Annotated in this window: 20 protein-coding genes; 13 read left to right on the forward strand and 7 right to left on the reverse strand. The window is 46.9% G+C overall.

All coding sequences use genetic code 11. The features are described from left to right. Positions 1-16 precede the first annotated feature (16 nt). Together ACZQK9_RS00480 and ACZQK9_RS00485 are read right to left on the reverse strand one after the other, a co-directional pair. Entirely contained in the window at positions 17-988 is a 972-nt protein-coding gene (locus tag ACZQK9_RS00480; protein ID WP_216507032.1) for a methyl-accepting chemotaxis protein, read from the reverse strand. Positions 989-1010: 22 nt separating this feature from the next. After that, the gene (locus tag ACZQK9_RS00485) at positions 1011-2093 is read right to left on the reverse strand and encodes an FIST N-terminal domain-containing protein (RefSeq protein WP_483269291.1); all 1083 of its coding nucleotides are present in this window, start codon (positions 2091-2093) and stop codon (positions 1011-1013) included. Between the two features lie 224 nt (positions 2094-2317). Between ACZQK9_RS00485 and ACZQK9_RS00490 the strand changes: the two genes are divergently transcribed. Beyond that, complete coding sequence (locus ACZQK9_RS00490; protein WP_483269292.1) at positions 2318-5218, forward strand: transglycosylase domain-containing protein; 2901 nt, start codon at positions 2318-2320, stop codon at positions 5216-5218. A 125-nt stretch (positions 5219-5343) separates the two neighbouring features. Here the strand turns inward: ACZQK9_RS00490 and spoVAE are convergent, their stop codons facing one another. The 5 genes from spoVAE to ACZQK9_RS00515 form a co-directional block, all read right to left on the reverse strand. Next, positions 5344-5703 (reverse strand): stage V sporulation protein AE, encoded by a 360-nt coding sequence (gene spoVAE / locus ACZQK9_RS00495; protein ID WP_178016476.1) that lies wholly within the window; start codon positions 5701-5703, stop codon positions 5344-5346. Positions 5704-5807: 104 nt separating this feature from the next. Beyond that, positions 5808-6866 carry a stage V sporulation protein AD gene (spoVAD, locus tag ACZQK9_RS00500; RefSeq protein WP_483269293.1) on the reverse strand — a complete coding sequence of 353 codons (1059 nt, stop codon included), beginning with the start codon at positions 6864-6866 and terminating at the stop codon, positions 5808-5810. 27 nt (positions 6867-6893) lie between these two features. After that, positions 6894-7346, reverse strand: a complete 453-nt coding sequence (gene spoVAC / locus ACZQK9_RS00505; protein WP_216507028.1) for a stage V sporulation protein AC — start codon at positions 7344-7346, stop codon at positions 6894-6896. A 25-nt stretch (positions 7347-7371) separates the two neighbouring features. Next, complete coding sequence (locus ACZQK9_RS00510) at positions 7372-7791, reverse strand: stage V sporulation protein AB (protein WP_483269294.1); 420 nt, start codon at positions 7789-7791, stop codon at positions 7372-7374. Beyond that, positions 7781-8437 (reverse strand): stage V sporulation protein AA, encoded by a 657-nt coding sequence (locus ACZQK9_RS00515; protein WP_483269295.1) that lies wholly within the window; start codon positions 8435-8437, stop codon positions 7781-7783. The genes ACZQK9_RS00510 and ACZQK9_RS00515 overlap by 11 nt, the downstream gene beginning before the upstream one ends. 173 nt (positions 8438-8610) lie before the next feature. Here ACZQK9_RS00515 and ACZQK9_RS00520 point away from each other — a divergent pair, with 173 nt between their 5' ends. The 12 genes from ACZQK9_RS00520 to ACZQK9_RS00575 all read left to right on the forward strand — a co-directional run bounded on the left by ACZQK9_RS00520 (position 8611) and on the right by ACZQK9_RS00575 (position 21191). Then, positions 8611-9180 carry a chorismate mutase gene (locus ACZQK9_RS00520; protein WP_483269296.1) on the forward strand — a complete coding sequence of 190 codons (570 nt, stop codon included), beginning with the start codon at positions 8611-8613 and terminating at the stop codon, positions 9178-9180. Between the two features lie 266 nt (positions 9181-9446). Continuing rightward, positions 9447-10766 (forward strand): dihydroorotase, encoded by a 1320-nt coding sequence (locus tag ACZQK9_RS00525; RefSeq protein WP_483269297.1) that lies wholly within the window; start codon positions 9447-9449, stop codon positions 10764-10766. A gap of 49 nt (positions 10767-10815) precedes the next feature. After that, the gene (pyrF, locus tag ACZQK9_RS00530; protein WP_177983938.1) at positions 10816-11742 is read left to right on the forward strand and encodes an orotidine-5'-phosphate decarboxylase; all 927 of its coding nucleotides are present in this window, start codon (positions 10816-10818) and stop codon (positions 11740-11742) included. A 365-nt stretch (positions 11743-12107) separates the two neighbouring features. After that, complete coding sequence (locus tag ACZQK9_RS00535) at positions 12108-12872, forward strand: dihydroorotate dehydrogenase electron transfer subunit (protein ID WP_483269298.1); 765 nt, start codon at positions 12108-12110, stop codon at positions 12870-12872. Beyond that, positions 12872-13774 (forward strand): dihydroorotate dehydrogenase, encoded by a 903-nt coding sequence (locus ACZQK9_RS00540; protein WP_178016484.1) that lies wholly within the window; start codon positions 12872-12874, stop codon positions 13772-13774. The genes ACZQK9_RS00535 and ACZQK9_RS00540 overlap by 1 nt, the downstream gene beginning before the upstream one ends. Beyond that, positions 13775-14104, forward strand: coding sequence for a hypothetical protein (locus ACZQK9_RS00545; RefSeq protein ID WP_178016485.1), 330 nt, complete (start codon positions 13775-13777; stop codon positions 14102-14104). Between the two features lie 27 nt (positions 14105-14131). Next, positions 14132-16228, forward strand: a complete 2097-nt coding sequence (locus tag ACZQK9_RS00550) for an aminopeptidase (RefSeq protein ID WP_483269299.1) — start codon at positions 14132-14134, stop codon at positions 16226-16228. A gap of 98 nt (positions 16229-16326) precedes the next feature. Further along, positions 16327-17166, forward strand: a complete 840-nt coding sequence (locus ACZQK9_RS00555; RefSeq protein WP_178016487.1) for a formate/nitrite transporter family protein — start codon at positions 16327-16329, stop codon at positions 17164-17166. A gap of 25 nt (positions 17167-17191) precedes the next feature. Next, the gene (locus ACZQK9_RS00560; protein WP_483269300.1) at positions 17192-18382 is read left to right on the forward strand and encodes a phosphopentomutase; all 1191 of its coding nucleotides are present in this window, start codon (positions 17192-17194) and stop codon (positions 18380-18382) included. A 21-nt stretch (positions 18383-18403) separates the two neighbouring features. Beyond that, on the forward strand, positions 18404-19792 hold the full coding sequence (locus ACZQK9_RS00565) for a thymidine phosphorylase (RefSeq protein WP_483269301.1): 1389 nt from the start codon (positions 18404-18406) through the stop codon (positions 19790-19792). A gap of 93 nt (positions 19793-19885) precedes the next feature. Then, the gene (gene purE, locus ACZQK9_RS00570; protein ID WP_021984952.1) at positions 19886-20374 is read left to right on the forward strand and encodes a 5-(carboxyamino)imidazole ribonucleotide mutase; all 489 of its coding nucleotides are present in this window, start codon (positions 19886-19888) and stop codon (positions 20372-20374) included. Between the two features lie 133 nt (positions 20375-20507). Continuing rightward, positions 20508-21191, forward strand: coding sequence for a PspA/IM30 family protein (locus ACZQK9_RS00575; protein ID WP_021984951.1), 684 nt, complete (start codon positions 20508-20510; stop codon positions 21189-21191).

Below are 21191 nucleotides of genomic sequence, written 5' to 3' on the forward strand. Positions count from 1 at the left end.
CACTTTTTTATAGACATTAAATATTGATATGTGATTTTTGAACTTCCTCAACAATCGGATCGACCTGATCGAGGAGGTTGATCATATTTTCATACAGCTGATTCTTCCGAGTGATATCTCCGGATAACTGGTTGACTGTCTCGGATACGCCAACGTAGCCATCTCTGGCACTTAAGATATCTTCCTGAATCTGGTCTGCGGTTTCGTTACAGGTGTCGACAGCAGCGGCAATCTGCTGCTGTACCTCGATTACACCGTTGACAGAATCCTTAATATTGCCGAACAACTCGGTTGTCTTTTTTACCTGCTCCTGTTCATGTGAGAGCATCCGGTTTGCTGTTTCCATCGAAGCATTTAAGTTCGAAGCATCCTCCCGGAGCAATGCCATATTGGCATTTACGGTATCGACCAGTTTCTTGATTTCAGCCGAGAGTGTACTGACCTCAGTTGCGACAACGGCAAAGCCAAGTCCATGTTCGCCGGCACGGGCAGCCTCAATCGAAGCATTCAGGGAAAGCATGTTTGTCTGGTTGGCAATGCCGATAATACCGGACATGGTTTCCTGAATCTCATCAAAGCTGTTCTGGAATTTATTTAAGACTTCTACGACATGCTGGAAGTCTTTTAATACGTTGGAGGAGCTTTCCTGTAAGCTGTCGACATTTTCATTTGCCTGATCAGTTGCGGAGAGTACGCCGCTGACACTTGTCTCAATCTGGGAAGAAACTTCCACGATATTGGAGAATTCCTGTTTGATGGAATCCATGCCGGAAGCAACCTGGTCGGACTGGGCAAGGATCGTATCGAAGGAACCCTGAATATCGGAAATCTGGCTTGCGGTCTGCATTTCTTCTTCAATCAGGGATTTTCTGTTTTCTTTCAGACTTTTCGTAATCTGGGTAATCGGCTCTAAGCTTTGCTTTAAGGCAAGACCGGTTGCGGTTTCCGTTGGAACTCCATGTATTTCTGTTTTCTTTTTAAACATCATTGTTTATACCTCCTGAGTGTAATTATTCAAATGCGGCAAGCACAAGTGTCTGATTCATATGCTGGTTGTTATACTGTTGTCCGTCTCCGACAAAAATTGCAGCAGGTGTAGCCTTGCTGAATGAAGCGGCATAGTCTGTCAGGCAGCCATCCTCTGCAAATAGGTTCAGACGGTTTGCGCTGTCAAAGCCAAGCAGAAATGAGACAGGGGATGCCTGTATCGTGTTAAGCAGTTCTTCATGGATCTGCCAGTAGTCGTCGACATCCATGATATAGATGCTATCGTTCTCATAGATTGCTTTGCCGTTGAACATGACACCGTTTCGGTCAACAGACATCGCCTGGATAATACAGGTATCATCACCGAGAGCGCGGCCAAGTGGATGACGCGGCATGGCAGAGAGGATATCTTCAGGCTGCACACCAGTTTCCTCCTGGTAAAGCTCTAATGCAGGGACTCCGTCTAACTGGAACAACGTTTTTGTTCCGGGTTCCACCAGATTGGCAAAATGTGCACGACGGCTCTGTCGTTTGTAGATATTTTCCTTATAGAGGTGGATCTTGCCGCCTTTATTTTTAACAAATGCATATGCACAGCTTCGTGTATGGACTTTCCCGTTTAAAACCACACAGTGTTTCTCACCGAGCAGAACGCCATAAGCACTGGCACCGATCAGAGGAACTCCGGCTTCCTGTAAGGAATCATGGATGGTTGAAAGGACACGCTCTTCACATCCGGTCATAAATTCCAGACAGATTGTATTAGAATCACCTGGTTCGATCGTTTGCAGATTTTCAAGAAATGTGTGCATGGATTTGACTGGAGTTGTACGGACATTCTCAATCACACCGGTACATACTTCGACGCCTGCAAATCCGATTACAATGACCGCCTGTGTCAGGCGCATCTCTTTCGCAATACCGTCCCCGCTGGTACCGATCATCGGTGTGCCCGGATATTTTTCACCGAGCAGGGTGGCAGCAGATTCTATTTTTGAAAAGGGAGCAATCAGAATCAAGAAATCTGCTTTTTTCAATCCTGTAGTTGCTTCCGTTATGGCTGTTTCTACATGGTCCGCGCGACCAATGCCTACAAAACCTTTCATCTTAAGCCTCCGACTGCGACTATACTTATAGGGCATGTAAATGCGCAGTGAATTTACACGCGGAAATTCCGCGGCACCTAAATTTATTCTACCAAAAAATGGAGAAAAAGAATAGAGGAAAAGAAAAATGTTTAGAATAGGTAATATCTTGTATTTGCGGTAAAAGTTTGTTATAATGGCGTTTATCTGGATACTTATATGCTTAATTAAAGGGAGGTAGCTCGATGGGCTATTCAAAAGCGGAAACCGAAAAGAAACAGAGAAAACTCGTTTCCAAAACACAACGAAATACAAGAAAAGTGCTGGTTATACTTTTCAAAGTTATATTGGTTGGTATCATTGCAGTTATTATAGCCGGAGCCGGAGCCGGATTCGGTATGATGAAGGGGATTTTGGACAATGCACCGGATACCTCCAGTATCAATATTGTTCCGCAGGGATATCGGTCGAATATCCGGTCACAGGACGGTACGGTAGAAAAAGAGATTTCCACAATCGATTCGAACCGTGTTTATGTATATTATGACCAGATTCCGAGGGATATGGTCAATGCTTTTGTTGCGATTGAGGATCAACGGTTCTGGAAGCATAATGGTATTGATGTGCGAGGGATTTTCCGTGCGTTTGCGAAAGGTGCAGCAAGTGGTAATTTTAATGAGGGAGCATCAACACTCACGCAGCAGCTGATCAAAAATCAGGTATTCAATGTCGGGCTGGATGAGACGACATTTATGGATAAGCTGGAGCGAAAGATTCAGGAGCAGTATCTGGCAATCGAACTGGAAAAGCAGTATACAAAGGAAGAAATCGTTGAGTATTATCTGAATACGATTTATCTTGGACGTGGTGTCAGTGGTGTTCAGGCAGCCTCGGAGAAATATTTCGGTAAGGACATGACGGAGCTTACAATTTCTGAAATCGCAGTTATTGCAGGTATTCCACAGAACCCAAGCCGTTATGATCCGGTTGCCAATCCGGACGAGAACAAGAAACGGCGCGCAGAAGTTTTGAAGAAGATGCTGGAACAGGAATATATCACACAGCAGCAGTATGATGAAGCAGTTGCAGATGATGTATATGCAAGAATTGATGCAGAACATGAAGTACAGCTTGCAGAGTCTGACGTGAACAGCTACTATCAGGATGCGATTATAGATGATGTGATAGCTCTGTTTATGGATATGTATGGCTGTACAAAGGCAGAGGCTGAAAACAAGCTGTATACAGGTGGTTACGAAATCTATTCTGCACAGGATAAGGCAATTCAGAAGATATGTGATGATGTAATTAACGATCCGGAATATGTGGGTAATAGCACAAAGGTAGGTTTGAGTTACAAGCTGACGCTTCTGGGGGCTGACAAAGAAACAAATTACAATTACAGCATTGGGGATCTGACGAATTATTTCGCAGAACAGACAGGAAATTCAAAGTACAACAATATTTATCCGAGTGAACAGGATGCGAGGGCCGCAGCGGATACGTTTAAGGAAGCGATGCTCGAAGAGACAGGCGGAACGTATGTTGCAGAGGCATTCTCTGTATCACCGCAACCACAGTTTTCTTTCACAATCATGGATCAGCACACCGGATATGTAAAGGCGCTGGTTGGCGGACGTGGTACGAAGACAGTAAACCGTGCATTTAACCGTGCAACCGAGGGAGAGCGTCAACCTGGTTCTACATTCAAGATTGTTGCGGCCTATGCACCGCTGATTGACAGTGGTAAGGCGGGGCTTGCTACTTCCTTTAATGATGAACCATATCAGTATGCAAATGGCAATGAGGTTCGAAATGCCGGTGGCGGACATAGTGGATATTGTACGATTCGGAAGAGTATTGCAAGCTCTATTAACGTCTGTGCAGTAAAGGCAATTACAGAGGAAACACCGGATGCAGCATTTGAATATCTGCTGAAGTTTGGATATACAACTCTGGTAGACCAGGAGGTAGACAGCAATGGAACTCTGCTGACCGACAAGACGCAGGCGTGTGCACTGGGTGGTTTAAGTTACGGTGTCACAAACTATGAAATGACAGCTGCTTATGCATCCATTGCAAATGGCGGTGTCTACAATAAGCCGATCTTATATACGAAGATATTAGACCATGACGGAAACGTCGTGGTGGACAATACAACACCGACTTCCCACGAAGTAATCAAGGCGACAACGGCATGGCAGCTGATTGAGGCGATGAAGTCGGTTGTCACAAGTGGAACAGGTACGCCGGCGAGATTGCAGTCAGGTATGACATGTGCGGGTAAGACAGGTACGACGTCAGAAAACTATGACCTTTGGTTCTGTGGCATGACACCATATTATACAGCATCCATCTGGATGGGATATGACAGCAATGTCGACATGGGTGGACAGAATACACATAAGTATATGTGGCGTGATATCATGGATCAGATTGTGGAGTTAGAAGGACAGGACACATCCGCAGATTTTGAGAGACCGGAAGGTATTACAACAATCAGTGTGTGCGAGATCACAGGCTTGCTTCCGAGTGAAGGTTGTCCAACCTCTTCCGATTATTATGCACAGGCAGACATTCCATCACAGAGATGTAGCGGGCATGAAGCGATTGAATTCTGTACTGAATCACATAAACGGGCAAACAGTGGATGTCCTGAGAAGGTATCATTTACCGTAGAAATCGATAAGGACGGAAATAAGAAGCTGGTAGGCTCTGATGGTGAATCAGCAGATGGATATATATACACAGATGAAATATGTGATATCCATACACCATTGGAAGAGGGGGAGATTGAGCTTTCATCTTCTGCAGGAGAAGGAGGAACGATTTCACCAACAGTTAAGGTTGCAAAAGGTTCGAATGTGACATTCTATATTACGCCACATAATGGGTATCGAATTAAAGATGTACTTGTAAATGGAATGAGTTATGGCGCGATTTCAAGCTTTACATTTAATGATGTACAGGGAAATGGAAGTATAAGTGCTATATTTGAACCGGTTGGGGGAACAACTCCGGTAATACCGGATCCTGCACCGACGACGCAGGCACCAACAACGCAGGCACCGGAGCCATCAACACAGGCACCAACAACGCAAGCATCGGATCCTGCGGCACAGGTGCCACAGGTGCCACAGACATGATATAATGGAGCATACTGATGTGTGCGCAGGTCATCACGCTATCGCTTGGTGACCTATAATAAAAGAAGTATCTGAGAACAGTTTTATGACTGCTATCAGATACTTCTTTTTGTAAAAGGGAAGCTTCAATTCTTTGGCATCTTCGGAGAGAAGATGAGGGAAGCGAAGTAAGAAAAGATCAATGCTGCGGAGGTTCCGACAGCTGCCATTTTGAAACCACCACGGAACAGGCCGAGAAAGCCATCTTCGTTAACTGCATCCTTGATTCCTTTCCACAGATTGTAGCCGAATCCGGTCAATGGTACAAATGCCCCGGCTCCTGCAAAATTTATAAAAGGCTCGTAAATGCCAACCGCCCCTAAGATTACGCCCAGGCAGACTAAGATCACCATGACACGTCCGGGCATAAGCTTGGTTGTATCCATCAGAATCTGCGACAGTACGCAGATGATACCCCCAATGACAAATGCAAGAATATAGTCCATATAGAAAACCTCCTGTCTATGATATAATGAAGCACGCAGATGCGTGCGCAGGTCATCACGCTAACGCGTGGTGACATATGATATAATGAAGCACGCAGATGCGGCTATGAGTCAATGTGTTCAATTACAACTGCATGCGCAACACCGGGAATCGTCTGTCCTTCGTTGAAGCTGACCGTAGAAAGTAAGGCGCCGGTAGGAACAAATAACACACGCTTCCATTCGTCAGCCTCTAACTGATGCAGGATATAGCCGGCAAGAGTGACAGCCGCACAGCCACAGCCACTGCCTCCGCTGTGGGTATCCTGTTCCTCGTTGTCAAAGATACAGACGCCACAATCCATATGCTGTTTTTCAATATCATAGTCGTTGTCCCGCAACAGCTTTATCAGAATCTCACTGCCGACTTTTCCAAGATCTCCGGTAATAATTCTATCAAAATGGGATGGCTTGACAGTAAGATCTTCAAGACACTGGTAGATGACATCTGCCGCGGCTGGTGCCATACAGGCGCCCATGTTCATGTTGTCACGTACCCCGTAATCTACGATTTTGCCCGTTGTTACGGAAGTGATGCGTGGATATTCTTTCATCGGCTGATCCGGGGTGGTTGCAGATACAAGGAACGCCCCGCTTCCGGTCACTGTCCAGGTGGAAGAGAGTGGACGCTGGTTGCCGTATTCCAATGGAAAGCGGAACTGCTTTTCTGCACCGCCGAAGTGACTGCTGGTCACAGCGATGACATGAGAGGCATAGCCTGCATTCACAGTCATGGCTGCAAGTGACAATGCTTCACCGCAGGTGGAGCAGGCACCATACAGACCGAAAATCGGAATCTGGAAATCCTTCAGGCCAAATGTAGAACCGATCAACTGACCGAGCAGATCGCCACCGAAGATATAACGGATATTCTCCTTGGCAATGCCGGATTTCGTGATGGCAGTCTGTACCGCCCTGCGCACCATTTCGGATTCACCTTCCTCCCACGAGTCCATGCCGAAGGCAGGATCTGGTTCAATCTGGTCGAAATAGGAGGCGAGAGGTCCTTGCCCTTCCATGTCACCGACGATGGAGGCACGGCTTAAAATTGCTGGCGGATAGGCAAAACGTATGGTCTGTTTGCCGACAGCCTGATTTAGTTTTTCTTGTTCGTTCTGATTCATAGTAACTCCTTTCTGGATAATCTGTTATTACAGCAGTCTGAAGATCCAATAGATGAAACCGGCGACAAAGCTTACTACGATACCGAATAGGATAACCGGTCCGGCAATCGTGAACACTTTGACACCTTTTCCGAACACCTCGCCCTCTTTTTTATATTCAATCGTTGGGGCGGCAACGGAATTCGCAAATCCGGTAATTGGAACCAAAGCGCCGGCACCACCATATTTCGCGAGTGGCTTGTAGAGGTTTAACCCCGTAAGCAGGACGGAGAGAACTACAAGCAGGATCGAACAGACGCTCATTGCATCCGCCTCGTCATAATGAAACTGTGTTGTACATACATTGAAGATCACCTGACCGAGCAGACAAATGCATCCGCCGACAAGAAAGGCATGCAGGCAGTTTTTGAAGCAACTGTGCTTCGGTGTGATCGCTTTGACATAACGGTTATACTCCTGGTCATTTTGCTTTACTTTCATAGAGATAAACTCCTTTCATTATAGTTTAAGATGGGAAAAACAGAATCTGCCAGGCACATCCGAGCGCCTTCCCCAGAGCAGCTGCGGCAATCACGTAAGGCAGCCACGTCCGGACCCCTAAGCGGCGGGATAAGATTGGCATGACCTGCAAGGTTTCTGCCAAAGCGCCGGCGAGACAGCCGATGAAGATTCCGCCGAACAGGTTGAAGATGCTGAAGCCTGCAAGACCAGCCGGAATCCGGAGATTGAACAGATAAACAGCATTTCCAACCGTGACACCTGCGATAATCAGAGCTTCAAGCCGGTGGATGCTTTTGCCGGATTTCATCTGTTCCGCCAGCTTGTCGAAGATACCAAGCATCGTAATAAACGCAACAAAACCAGCAGAGACGGCGCTTCCGGCGCAGATACAGAAGAAACAGTAGGCAATTGTTTTAATCAACATCAAGACTTGTTCCCTCCCGTGCGCTGTCGACAACGATCGCGTCGTTGACATCCCGCTCATATAATCGCATCTGCACCTGCAGAGGTGTCGGATCATCGGCTTTTTTGTGGTTTAATCCGTGATTGAAGAAGAGCAGCATGCCGAAGAACAGTCCGACGCAATAAGATAATATGCCGAATTTGTATCCGGCATCGGTCGTGCCGGCATCCAGACCGGTAAACATAAAATACAAATCCTGCAGCAAATCGATTGCACCGACGTCTCCGTTGTAGGACATGATAGAATAAGCGGTCCCGAAAAAAGCGAGTACCATCAGAAATAAAGCTTTGATTTTCCCGGTGCGTTTATGTCCGTCATTTAAGTTCCGGTAATAGACGACACAATCCTGACTGCCGATGTTCTGGACGGTCACGGTTTTATCGTATTTCAGGATTTCTCCGATCACAGCGAGTGCATTGACAACGGATTGCCCCTGTTCATTGTCGTGAAATGTAAACAGTTTAATTTTCTTTACATTGTGCATAATATCCGGCTGGCTGCAAAAGACGGATGCGATATCTTCGATGTGTACTTGCTTAGACGCAACCATTGTACTTGCATCGAGGGAAAGATATATGGTTGTTTCTGCTTGCTCTGTATGATTCATAATGCATTCCCTTCCGTTTACTGATTGATTTGATATATATGGATAGTATGAGAATTTTTTGCAGGTATATCCTGTTAAATTCTAGCAAGAACATTTCTTTTTTTGTCGAGTTATGGTAGAATGAAAAATAATTATGGTTTGAAATTGATTCAGGAAGGAATACAAATCAGAATATGGAATTAGAACAGATACGAAAAAGGATCAATGAGGTAGATGATGAGATGCATCATCACTTTGCCGATCGTCTGTGGTACTCAGAAGAGGTGGCTGAAACAAAGCTGCAAACAGGGGATAGTGTCTATAAGCCGGAACGGGAAAGACAAGTGTTTGAGCGTTTTCCAGGTGAGCAGGACGAAGAAAAACTGTATCGCCTGTATGTGCGGAAGGTCATGCAGTTATCGAGGTATCATCAATACGGGATTTTCCTCAAACAGGAAATCGTGGATGCAGAGTTCGAGACCTTGTATACCGCAGTGAAGACAGCACTCGGCGAATCCGGCAACACGGATGTATGTGTAAAAATCGAATTGACACCCGATCCGCAGAGGAAACAGGGAATGTCTATACAGGATATGCTTTCCATACTCGGAGACTTCGGAACCGAAGTTACCGCAGTGGAATACGAAGGTAAGAAAGTAAGAGTGACCGTGCGTGTGACCGGCATAGATTCCCTCGAATCACAACGAAGGTTATTCTACATGTTATACAAGGAAAGTGTGACGTATAATATGTGTGTTGTTTAATTGTATGGGATATGTATATTAGGATAATTGCGAAATAAGTATCGTAAATATAAGTTATATATCATTACAATTCTTAAGCAGACCATTGAAGCACGCCGGTACTTAATGAACTGCAAACTTGTTTGCTGTGAATTTAGTACCGCTGCGTGATGAACTGAGCGAGAGCGTGTCTGCGTAGAATTTGTAATGATATATAACTATTGGTATGTATATATTTCGCAATTATCCGGATTTTAGATGATTATTAACATAATAGGAGGAACACAATGCTTATAATGGATGGTCACGTCGTCGATCCTGCAACCGGATTGCATGAGATCGCAGACGTATTGATTGAACAGGATTGTATAAAGAAGATATATGTGCGAAGCCGCGGTGAGCAGGCAGATTACCATGAAGCACAGGTAAACGGACATCTTGTGATTGATGCAAAAGGTAAATATGTCATGCCAGGATTTATCGATCTGCATGTGCATTTTCGGGATCCGGGACTGACATACAAGGAGGATATCATCACCGGATCGCGTGCGGCAGCAGCGGGTGGTGTGACAACTGTCTGTGCTATGCCGAATACAAAACCGGTTGTCGATAATGTGGAAGTGCTGCAGGATATTTTAAAACGTGCGGAGCATGCGTATGTGCATGTGAAGCAGCTTTCCTCCATCACGAAAGGCATGGAGGGAAAAGAGCTTGTCGATATGGAAGCCATGTTAAAGGCAGGTGCAGTTGCATTTTCCGAGGATGGCAAGAGTGTTATGGATATCCGCGTGTACCGCGAGGCGATGAAGAAAGCTTCTGGGCTTGGTGCTGTGATCATGGCACACTGCGAGGATAAGGATCTTGTTGGAAACGGCGTGTTAAATGAGGGTGTGGCATCGGAGAAGTTCGGTGTGCCGGGAATCCCGAATTCCGTGGAGGATGTCATCACGGCACGTGATATTTTCCTCGCACATGAGACAGGGGCGAAGCTTCATATCTGCCATTGTTCGACGATTGGTACCGTCGAGCTTATGCGGATGGCGAAGCGGCTTGGCGCGCATGTCACAGCGGAGGTCTGTCCACATCATTTCACATTGACGGATGCAGATATCAAGGAAGCGGATAGCAACTACAAGATGAATCCGCCACTTCGGACGGAGAAGGATGTAAAGGCGCTGGTGGAAGGCCTGGTAGATGGAACGATGCCGGCAATCTCTACCGATCATGCGCCACATTCCGCAGAAGAGAAGGCTCAGTTCTTCGATAAGGCACCATTTGGAATCGTCGGATTAGAGACGTCTGCCGCACTTACGTATACAGCACTCGTAGCGCCGGGTCTTATGGATATCATGGATATGGCAACGAAGATGAGCTACAATCCGGCGAAGATCATCGGCATCGATGACAAGTACGGAAGACTGACACCTGGAGCGAAGGCGGATATCGTAATCTTCGATCCGGAAGAAACCTGGGTGGTCGATCCGGTTAAGTTTGAATCGAAGGGACACAATACCCCATATACCGGACAGACATTGGTTGGAAAAGTTCTGACGACCATCGTAGATGGTGAGCTCCGCTATAATGGGGCAATTATAGAAGACCAGTAGGAGACCGCCGAACGAATGTGAGGGCACAAATTATTAGGAGGACAAATAAATGATTAACGAATTAGTAGCACAGATTGAGAAGAAGGACGCACCAATCGTAGTTGGATTAGACCCGATGCTTTCCTATGTACCAGAGTATATCCAGAAGAAAGCATTTTCTGAGTATGGAGAGACCTTAAAAGGTGCAGCCGAGGCAATCTGGGAGTACAATAAAGGCATTATCGATGCAACTTACGATCTGATTCCGGCAGTAAAACCGCAGATCGCAATGTATGAGCAGTTTGGAATCGAGGGACTTATCGCATTCCACAAGACATGTGCGTATGCAAAGGAGAAGGGACTTGTAATCATCGGTGACATCAAGCGTGGTGACATCGGCTCCACATCCACTGCATATGCAGTCGGACACCTGGGAAAAGTTCAGGTTGGAAGCAAGGAATATGCCGGATTTGATGAGGATTTCGTGACTGTCAACCCATATCTTGGAACCGATGGTGTGAAGCCATTTGTGGATGTATGCAAGCAGTATAACAAGGGTATTTTTGTACTTGTGAAGACCTCAAACCCATCCTCTGGTGAGTTCCAGGATCAGCTTATTAATGGCCGTCCGTTGTACGAGCTTGTCGCTGAGAAGGTCGTTGAGTGGGGTGAAGCCTGCATGGGCGATACATACAGCAACGTCGGATGTGTGGTTGGTGCGACATACCCGGAGATGGGGAAGGTACTCCGGAAGCTGATGCCGAAGACATACATCCTCGTACCGGGCTACGGTGCGCAGGGTGGTAAGGCAGCAGATCTCGTACATTACTTCAATCCGGATGGACTTGGCGCAATCGTCAACTCTTCCCGTGGCATCATTGCTGCTTACAAGCAGGACAAATACGCATCCTTCGGTGAGACCGGATATGCGGATGCGAGCCGCCAGGCAGTGAAAGATATGATCGCCGACATTAACGGCGCCAGAGCAAACCGCTAATAAATAAGGCAGCAGATTTATCGATACATTTTAGTAGATGTGTATAAATGTAATTGTGAAACTGATTCATAATGTAGATTGCATGTGTTTTCATACACATTCATGACATATATCATATGTTTGGAACTTAGAAGTTCTTGATGTTCTGGATGTAACAGCAATGTTTGAACACGATGTTCAAACAAGCCGCCACTGAGCCAAGGATGGCGAATTGGCGGCGGTTGCGTACGGTACTAATAAATGAATCAGAACATCTAGTACTTCTTAGTTCCAATACATGATATAGGAATGAAGTGTATGGAAATACATGCTTTGGAACATGTGCAAATCAGTTTCACAATTATAGAATATAAGAGGAGTCGAAAATGGGAAAGATAAAGATGGAGGCGAAGATCGTCCGTCAGGACGAGATCGCCACAGACATATATTCAATGGTAATACAGGCACCGGAGATTGCCGGTCAGGCAGTACCGGGACAGTTTATTGACTTGTATTCCGCAGATGGAAGCAAGCTGCTTCCACGTCCGATCAGTCTGTGTGAGATTGATCGTGTAGCAGGTACACTCCGGATCGTATATCGTATTGCGGGAAAGGGCACAAAGGAATTCTCGATGCTTACCTCCGATCATACGATCACGATACTCGGACCACTCGGAAACGGATTTACGAAGAAAGATAAGAAGGCAATCCTGATCGGCGGCGGAATCGGTATTCCACCGATGCTGCAGCTTGCGAAAGAGCTTACATGCGAGAAGTCCATCGTGCTTGGATTCCGTGATGAGGAATTCTTATCCGAGGAATTTGAACCATATGGAACAGTTTACAAATCCAGCGATAACGGCGCGATCGGTGTCAAAGGAACGGTTATGGATGCAATTCGCGAGTACGGCATCGAGGGTACAGAAATCTATGCCTGCGGACCAACACCGATGCTTCGTGCGATTCGGAGCTATGCACTAGAACATGGTATCGAAGCACAGTTATCCTTAGAAGAGCGTATGGCATGTGGTGTGGGTGCCTGCCTTGCCTGCGTATGCAAGTCGAAGGAGATTGACGACCATTCACAGGTGAAAAATAAGCGTGTATGCAAGGATGGCCCTGTATTTTATGCTGAGGAGGTGGAGCTTTGATGAATACAAAGGTAAGTATTGCAGGTGTGGAGCTTAAGAATCCGATCACCGTTGCATCCGGTACATTTGGCTCCGGTATGGAATACGACGAGTTCGTAGACCTAAATCTCCTTGGAGCGGTAACGACAAAGGGCGTAGCGAATATTCCGTGGCCGGGAAACCCGACCCCGCGTGTGGCAGAGACTTATGGTGGCATGATGAATGCGATTGGGTTGCAGAATCCGGGAATTGATACATTTGTGAAGCGGGATATCCCATTCTTAAAGGAGAAGGATACGAAGATTATCGTCAATGTGTGTGGAAAAAGCACCGAAGATTATCTGGACGTTGTGGAGCGGCTTGGCGATGAGCCGGTTGACCTTCTGGAAATCAACGTATCGTGCCCGAACGTGAAAGAGGGTGGTATTGCATTTGGACAGGATCCAAAAGCCCTGTATGATATCACGAAGGCAATCAAGGCGAAGGCGAAGCAGCCAATCATCATGAAGCTTTCTCCGAATGTCACAGATATTACGGAGATGGCGAGGGCAGCTGAGGCAGCCGGAAGTGATGCACTTTCCCTGATTAACACCTTGACCGGAATGAAGATTGATATAAAGCGCCGTGCATTTGCAGTTGCAAACAAGACAGCGGGTGTGTCCGGTCCGGCGATTCATCCAATCGCGGTGCGTATGGTATATCAGGTGGCAAATGCCGTGAAGCTGCCGATCATCGGTATGGGCGGCGTGATGAATACCGAGGATGCATTGGAGATGATCATGGCCGGTGCGACTGCAGTTGCGGTCGGAACAGCGAATTTCCACAATCCATATGCAACGGTTGAGATTATAAAAGGAATTGAGGAATATATGCAGGCAAACGGGGTAGATGATATCAACACCCTGATTGGCTGTGTAAAATAAATGATTATGGGTTTGTTCAAGAAACGAAGATATTATTTTACAGATTCATCGTTTGCGGGCGATACGATCATCGCAGACTGCATGGGTGGAATCGCACTTATAATCGAGGTTGTCAGTGTGATTGTGTCCATTGCGACGGCGGGACATGTGCCGGAGGTGTTCGGCGTGCTTTACATCATCGCCATGCTGCTGTCCATCGTTGGAGAGATCTTTGCACGCATGGGTCTGCAGTCCCAGAAGGGCGGCGTGCGTGGCAAGCGAATCTCCATCTGGCTGAACATCGTATCCTTTGTGGTTCCGGTCATAATCATTTTATTAGGCAGATTTTAAAGTCTTCGGACGAGGTAGGAGGAAACTATGAACGACGCAGATTTGCAGGAGCGTATGCAGCTTGCGATAGAACGAGTCAGTGAAATAAAGGAAGAGGATCAGCCAATCTGGGACACACTTGCCAAGATGGATGCAGGCGCGCAGAAGCTTAAAACGTATTTTGACAGTGTGGCGGAATTCATTCTGTATGTGTATGACGTGTACGAGATCGTGTCACAGCCGGGTAAGATCGACCTTCCGCTTTCAAAATTACAGGAGATCAATCACAATTTATATGCGGATATTTTACCAGAACATTACGAGGTAAGCTTTGCGAACCCGGATTATGCGGTGGAAAAACTTGGTGAATATGGCAAATATTTATGCATGTTATACGCGGAGATCCGTGCTATGATTGCGTACGCGTATGAGGATGAGATGCAGGCGATGGTTTCCCTGATGGAGCTTTTCTTAGAGGTGTATGGAATTTTTACCGCATCCGGGGATGAGAAGCTTCCGGACGAGAAGGAGATCAAAGAAGCTATCTATTATTATATGTATGACTATGCGGATGTGCTTGTATCAAGAAGAATCCGGGAGACGGTTACATGCGTGAACCCATTTGCATATGACGTCATCATGCAGAGTGATCTTATGACACCGGATTATCTGTATGCGTATGGTGAATATATCGGTGAAAATGAACTCCGGATGGCACAGTATTTAGCGAGGCTTCCGGAGGAGAAAATCGAAAGTCTGGCACGCACGTACGTGCAGGGCTTTATCAAGGGCTTTGAGACGATGCGAATCGATATCAGCCCGAAAAAAACTGTCAATATCCGCTATGCGATCGGACAGGAGCGCATGGTGAAAGCGGCAATCCGCATGTTCGAGCAGGAAGGATTGTCTGCGATTTTGTTCCGGTATCCGGTCAGCCGTATGAACCGGAAGGGAACAATCCGTACCGGATACGCTGCGACGCCGGCGAACAAGCAGTATGAGTATGACCATGCGGGCGATGATGCAGTCTTCTTTGACCGTGCGTACATGGAGCGTAAGCTCGAAGTCATGGAGCAGACCTATGAGCAGGAGAAAGAAGCTGCCCGTGTCTATGCAGGACCTGCGGTCATTGAAGTGTTCGGCGAAGAGCCGTTTGCTCCACAGACGAAGCCGACAGTCTGGAAATTATCCGACAAGCAGCAGAAGATGTCTGTGGAATATGGGTCGAAGGCAGCGGAGATCACAAACCGCTACATTCCGCACGATCAGTACAGCTTCACGATCATCGCATATCCAATCCAGGAGATTGGTGCGGATTTCGAGGAGATCTTCGATGCTGTTGTGGAAGTCAATACGCTTGATAATGAGAAATACAAATCCATCCAGCAGACGATGATCGACTGCCTTGATGACGCGCAATACGTGCAGGTGCTTGGCAAGGATGGCAACCAGACGGACATGAAAGTGATGCTGCACAAGATCGACCGCAAGACACAGACAAACTTCGAGAACTGCCTGGCAGATGTGAATATCCCGCTCGGCGAAGTATTTACTTCTCCGGTACTCAACGGCACGGAGGGAACGCTGCATGTGAGCCGGGTATATCTGAATGAATTAAAATACACAGATCTGAAACTTACCTTCAAGGACGGAAAGGTCGCGGATTATACGTGTAAGAATTTCGCAGATGAGACAGAAAATAAACGGTTTATCAAGGAGAATCTGCTGTTCCATCATGAGACACTTCCGATCGGAGAATTTGCAATCGGTACGAACACGACAGCGTATGCGATGGCAAGAAAATACGAAATCTTATACAAGCTCCCGATTCTGATCGTAGAGAAGATGGGACCGCATTTTGCAGTCGGTGATACCTGTTACAGCTACAGCGAGGACAGCCGTCTGTACAATCCGGATGGCAGGGAGATCGTAGCCAAAGAAAATGAATGTTCCGCACTCCGAAATTCCGGGGACAAAGAGGCACGGGCAGGTGCGTATTTCAACTGCCATACCGATATTACGATCCCATATGAGGAGATCGGCGGAATCTATGCAGTAAAATCGGATGGCACGAAGACGGCAATCATTGAAGACGGAAGATTCGTGCTTCCGGGTACGGAAGCGTTGAATGAAGCATTGCAGTAAGCGCGTTATGACAGGAATTTTGTCAGGAATCAGTCATGGACTCCTGATGGAAGTTATAGAAACATTACAAAAATAAAAGACACAGGAAGGAAGAAAAAATGAGTACGAAAAAGATCGGTGATCTGATTACAGATAACATGGGGGTATATGAAGGAAAAACAAAGCTTTCGTTCGGAAAGCTGGTATTGCTCGGTATGCTGGCAGGTGCTTTCATTGCGATTGGTGCATCAAGCAGCAGCGCGGCGGTTTACGGAATCAGCAATACAGGACTTGCGAAGTCGTTAGCAGGTGCAATCTTCCCGGTGGGACTGATGTTTGTTGTGCTGATTGGCGCAGAGCTTTTCACAGGTGACTGCCTGATGTCATTTGCTGTATTTGACAAGCGGATCAAGCTTCTTGATATGATCCGGGTATTGGTAGTTGTATTTATCACGAATCTGATTGGCGCGTGCATCGTGGTTGTTCTGGTCAATCGTTGTGGACAGCTTGACTATGGAAACGGCGCACTTGCAGCAGCGACAATTAAGACCGCTTATAATAAGATGAATTTAAGCTTCATGAAAGCATTTACATCCGGAATCATGTGTAACATCCTTGTATGTCTGGCAGTGCTTCTGGCAGGTGTATGTCAGGATGCGATTGGAAAGATCTTTGCATGTTTCTTCCCAATCTGGGCGTTCGTGATTGCAGGTTATGAGCACTGTGTGGCAAATATGTACTATATTCCTGCAGGACTTCTTGCAAAGCATGGCGAGGCATACTATGATGCGGCAATTATGGCAGGCATGACACAGGATCAGCTTGATTCGATGACAGTTGGTAAGTTCTTCCTGAACAACCTCCTTCCGGTCACACTTGGAAATATCGTCGGTGGCGTCGTATTCGTAGCGTTACCACTGTATCTGATCTACAGAAATAAAAACAAGGCAGAAGTGTAAATCTTCTGCAGAAAGGACGTGAAATATGGCAAAACGTGTAATATGGATCGTACTTGACAGTGCAGGAATCGGAGCGGAACCGGACGCAGATAAGTTCGGCGATGTAGGTTCCGATACATTTGGACATATTTTAGAGACATATCCGGATGCAAAATTCGATAATCTGACGAGGCTTGGACTTCGGGCGATTGAGAAAACATCGTTTTACGATGCAGCAACAAAGAACGATGTGATTGGTGTGTATGGAAAGGCACAGGAGTTATCGAATGGCAAGGATACGACAACCGGACACTGGGAGATGATCGGGATTCACACGAAGCACGCATTCCCGACATATCCAAATGGATTCCCACAGGAGATTATCGATGCGTTTATCGAGCAGACCGGTTGTGGAGCTATCTATGGAAACAAAGTTGCTTCCGGTATCCCGATTATTGCGGAATATGGAGAAGAACACATGAAAACCGGATATCCGATCATCTATACGTCGGCAGATTCGGTATTCCAGATCGCGGCGTCCGAGGAGAAGGTCGGACTTCCGCGGTTGTATGAGATGTGCGAGATTGCAAGAAGGATTTTAGTCGGCGAACATGGCGTCGGACGCGTGATCGCAAGACCATTTGTACGAAAAGACGATGGCTTCGAACGGACGAGCAATCGGCGCGATTATGCGTTAGAGCCGTCGGAACACAATGTGCTGGTGCATCTGGCAGACGCGGGTGTGCGGGTATGCGGAGTGGGTAAGATCAGTGATATCTTCCACGGCAGTGGTATCTGCACTTCGGTGCATACAACCGGGAACACCGATGGTATGCAGAAGACGCTTGACTATATGCAGACAGAACCGGAGGGACTGATCTTCACGAATCTGGTTGATTTCGATATGAAATACGGACACCGCCGGGATACGCTTGGCTATAAGAATGCGCTCGAAGAATTCGATGCATGGCTGCCGAAGCTGTATGCACAGATGACGGACGAGGATATTCTGATCGTGGATGCCGATCATGGCTGTGATCCGACATTTAAGGGAACCGACCACACACGGGAATATATTCCGATTCTGATGTATGGAAAGGGATTGAAGCAGGGAACAGATCTTGGCACAAGGCCGACCTTTGCGGATATTGGCAAGACCGTGGAGGAGTACCTGCTTGGAAGCTGTGTGGATGATGCGAAGGCAATTGGGAACAGTTTCTTAAAAGAAATCATGTAGTTACGATAGGGGTGACGTTGGATGTATCGAATGTACGATATGATCATGAAGAAGCGGAGCGGTGCAGAGCATACCACAGATGAAATCCGTTTTATCGTGGAAGGGTTTACGAAGGGAGAAATCCCGGATTATCAGATGAGTGCGTGGTTGATGTGTGTCTATTATAAGGGTATGACACACGACGAGACCTGCGCACTGACACATGCGATGGCACAAAGCGGCGATCAGTTAAGTCTTGCAGCCATCCACGGTGTGAAGGTGGATAAGCATAGTACCGGAGGTGTCGGGGATAAGACGACATTTATCGTGGCACCGATCCTCGCAAGTCTGGGCGTACCGGTTGCGAAGATGAGCGGCAGAGGGCTCGGACACACGGGTGGTACGATAGATAAGCTGGAGGCGATTCCGGGCTTCTGTGTGAGTATCCCAGAGGAAGAATTTATCGAGCATGTGAATTCCATGAAGCTGGCGCTCGTCGGACAGACAGGTGATCTGGCACCGGCAGATAAGAAAATCTATGCGCTGCGTGATGTGACGGCGACGGTCGACAGTCTGCCGCTCATTGCATCTTCGATTATGAGCAAGAAGCTTGCGGCAGGGGCGGATGCGATCGTACTGGATGTGAAATGTGGCAGTGGCGCATTTATGAAGAACGAGGCAGATGCGAAGGCACTGGCACAGATCATGGTTGACATCGGCAAATCCGCGGGCAGAACATGTTATGGTGTGATTACCGATATGAATGAACCGCTCGGCTGCAAGGTCGGCAATGCGCTCGAAGTGATCGAGGCGGTGCAGGTGTTGGCAATGAAGGATGTGAAGGCATATCTGAAACCCGATTTATCATTGGTTGAAGATAATAACACTTCTACCCGCGAGGGCTACGACAGGCATGGCATTCATCGCCTGCTTACCGTGTCGCTCACACTGGCGGCATACATGTATATGGCGGCAGGTAAATCGGATGATTTTGAAGCTGCGAAGGCACAGTGTGAAAAAGCAATCGAGAGCGGTGCGGCGCTTGATAAGTTCAAAGAGTTCGTGGAAGCACAGGGTGGCGATGGCAGTTACATCGACGATGTGAACAAATTCCGGCTCGCGGCAAACTGTGTTCCAATCGTCTGCGAAGAGGATGGATATCTGGCAGCCTGCAACACAAGCGAGGTTGGCATGGTAAACCTCATCTTAGGCGGCGGACGTGCGACGAAGGACAGCACGATCAACTTAGGTGTCGGGCTCGATATCAGAAAGCATCTGGGCGATGTGGTGCGAAAAGGCGACGTGCTTGCCTATATGTATATCGATGATATGGGTGTATTTGAAGAGGCAAAGAAACGGTTGCTTGGGGCATATACGGTTGAGCAGAAACAAATAAAACCAGAGAAACTTGTGAAAGATATAGTGGCGTAGGAACTACAATAACATAACAGCAACAAATACTGTTTCCTTTATCAGGAGATAGTGATACAATACAATATATTTAACATCAAGGAGGCAGAACAAATGAGAGTAGCAGTGATTATGGGATCCACAAGTGATCTTCCGAAAGTAGAACCGGCAATTAAGATTCTGAAGGATTATGGCGTACAGGTTGATGTGCGGTGCCTGTCCGCACACCGTGCACATGCAGGACTTTCCGCATTTATTGAGGAAGCAAACGGAAACGGCACAGAAGTGTTTATTACAGCCGCAGGTATGGCAGCCGCACTTCCGGGCGTTGTTGCAAGCCAGACCGTACTTCCGGTTATCGGTGTTCCAATCTCCGGTTCCGTACTCGATGGACAGGACGCACTTTACTCTATCGTGCAGATGCCATCCGGAATTCCGGTTGCAACCGTAGCGATCAATGGTGCAAAGAATGCCGCATATCTCGCATTGCAGATCATCGGTGTACAGCATAAGGAAGTGCAGGAGAAGCTCCTTGCAGAGAGAAAGCAGATGGAAGAAAGCGCCATGAAGGCAAACGAAGAGGTTATCGCAAAATATAACTAGGAACCGATAACTTGCAGAGACAACACCAATTTTTAACAAAATTCCATTTTACTTTACTATCTTTATCAAGTATAATAAAAGCAACGTGGATTTCACGGTATGAAGATGAGAGTTATAGGAGGGTTTTATTACAATGGGAATTTTACAGAGATTTAAAGACATTATGGCTTCAAATATCAATGCACTTCTCGATAAGGCGGAAGATCCGGAGAAGATGATTGATCAGACACTTCGCAACCTGACAAAGGATCTGGCAGAAGTGAAGAAGGAAACAGCTGCCGTTATGGCAGATGAGCAGAGATGCAAGCGTGAGCTTGATGAAGTGAATTCTGAGATTACGAAGATGCAGGCATACGCAGAGAAGGCACTTCTTGCCGGAAACGAAGCAGATGCCATGAAGTTCTTAGAGCAGAAGAACCAGCTTACAGCGAAGCAGGCAAGCTTGCAGCAGACCTATGATGTTGCAGCTGCAAATGCGATGAAGATGCGTCAGATGCATGACAAGCTTGTGACAGATATCAACCAGCTTGACTCCCGCCGTGATGCAATCAAGGCGAAGATGAAGGTTGCTAAGACGCAGGATCGTCTGAACAAGATGACAAACAATCTGTCAGATTCAGCAAGCAGCATGGCTGCCTTTGATCGTATGGAAGCAAAGGCGAACGCAATGCTTGATCAGGCAAATGCCATGACCGAATTAAATCAGACAACACAGGAGAGTGGCATCGACAGTTTAGCAGCCAAGTATGATGCAGCTCCGAATGCAGCTGTACAGGATGAACTGGCAGCGATGAAGGCAAAGTTAGGTTTACAGTAA

The sequence above is a fragment of the Wujia sp. genome (genome assembly GCF_056872695.1).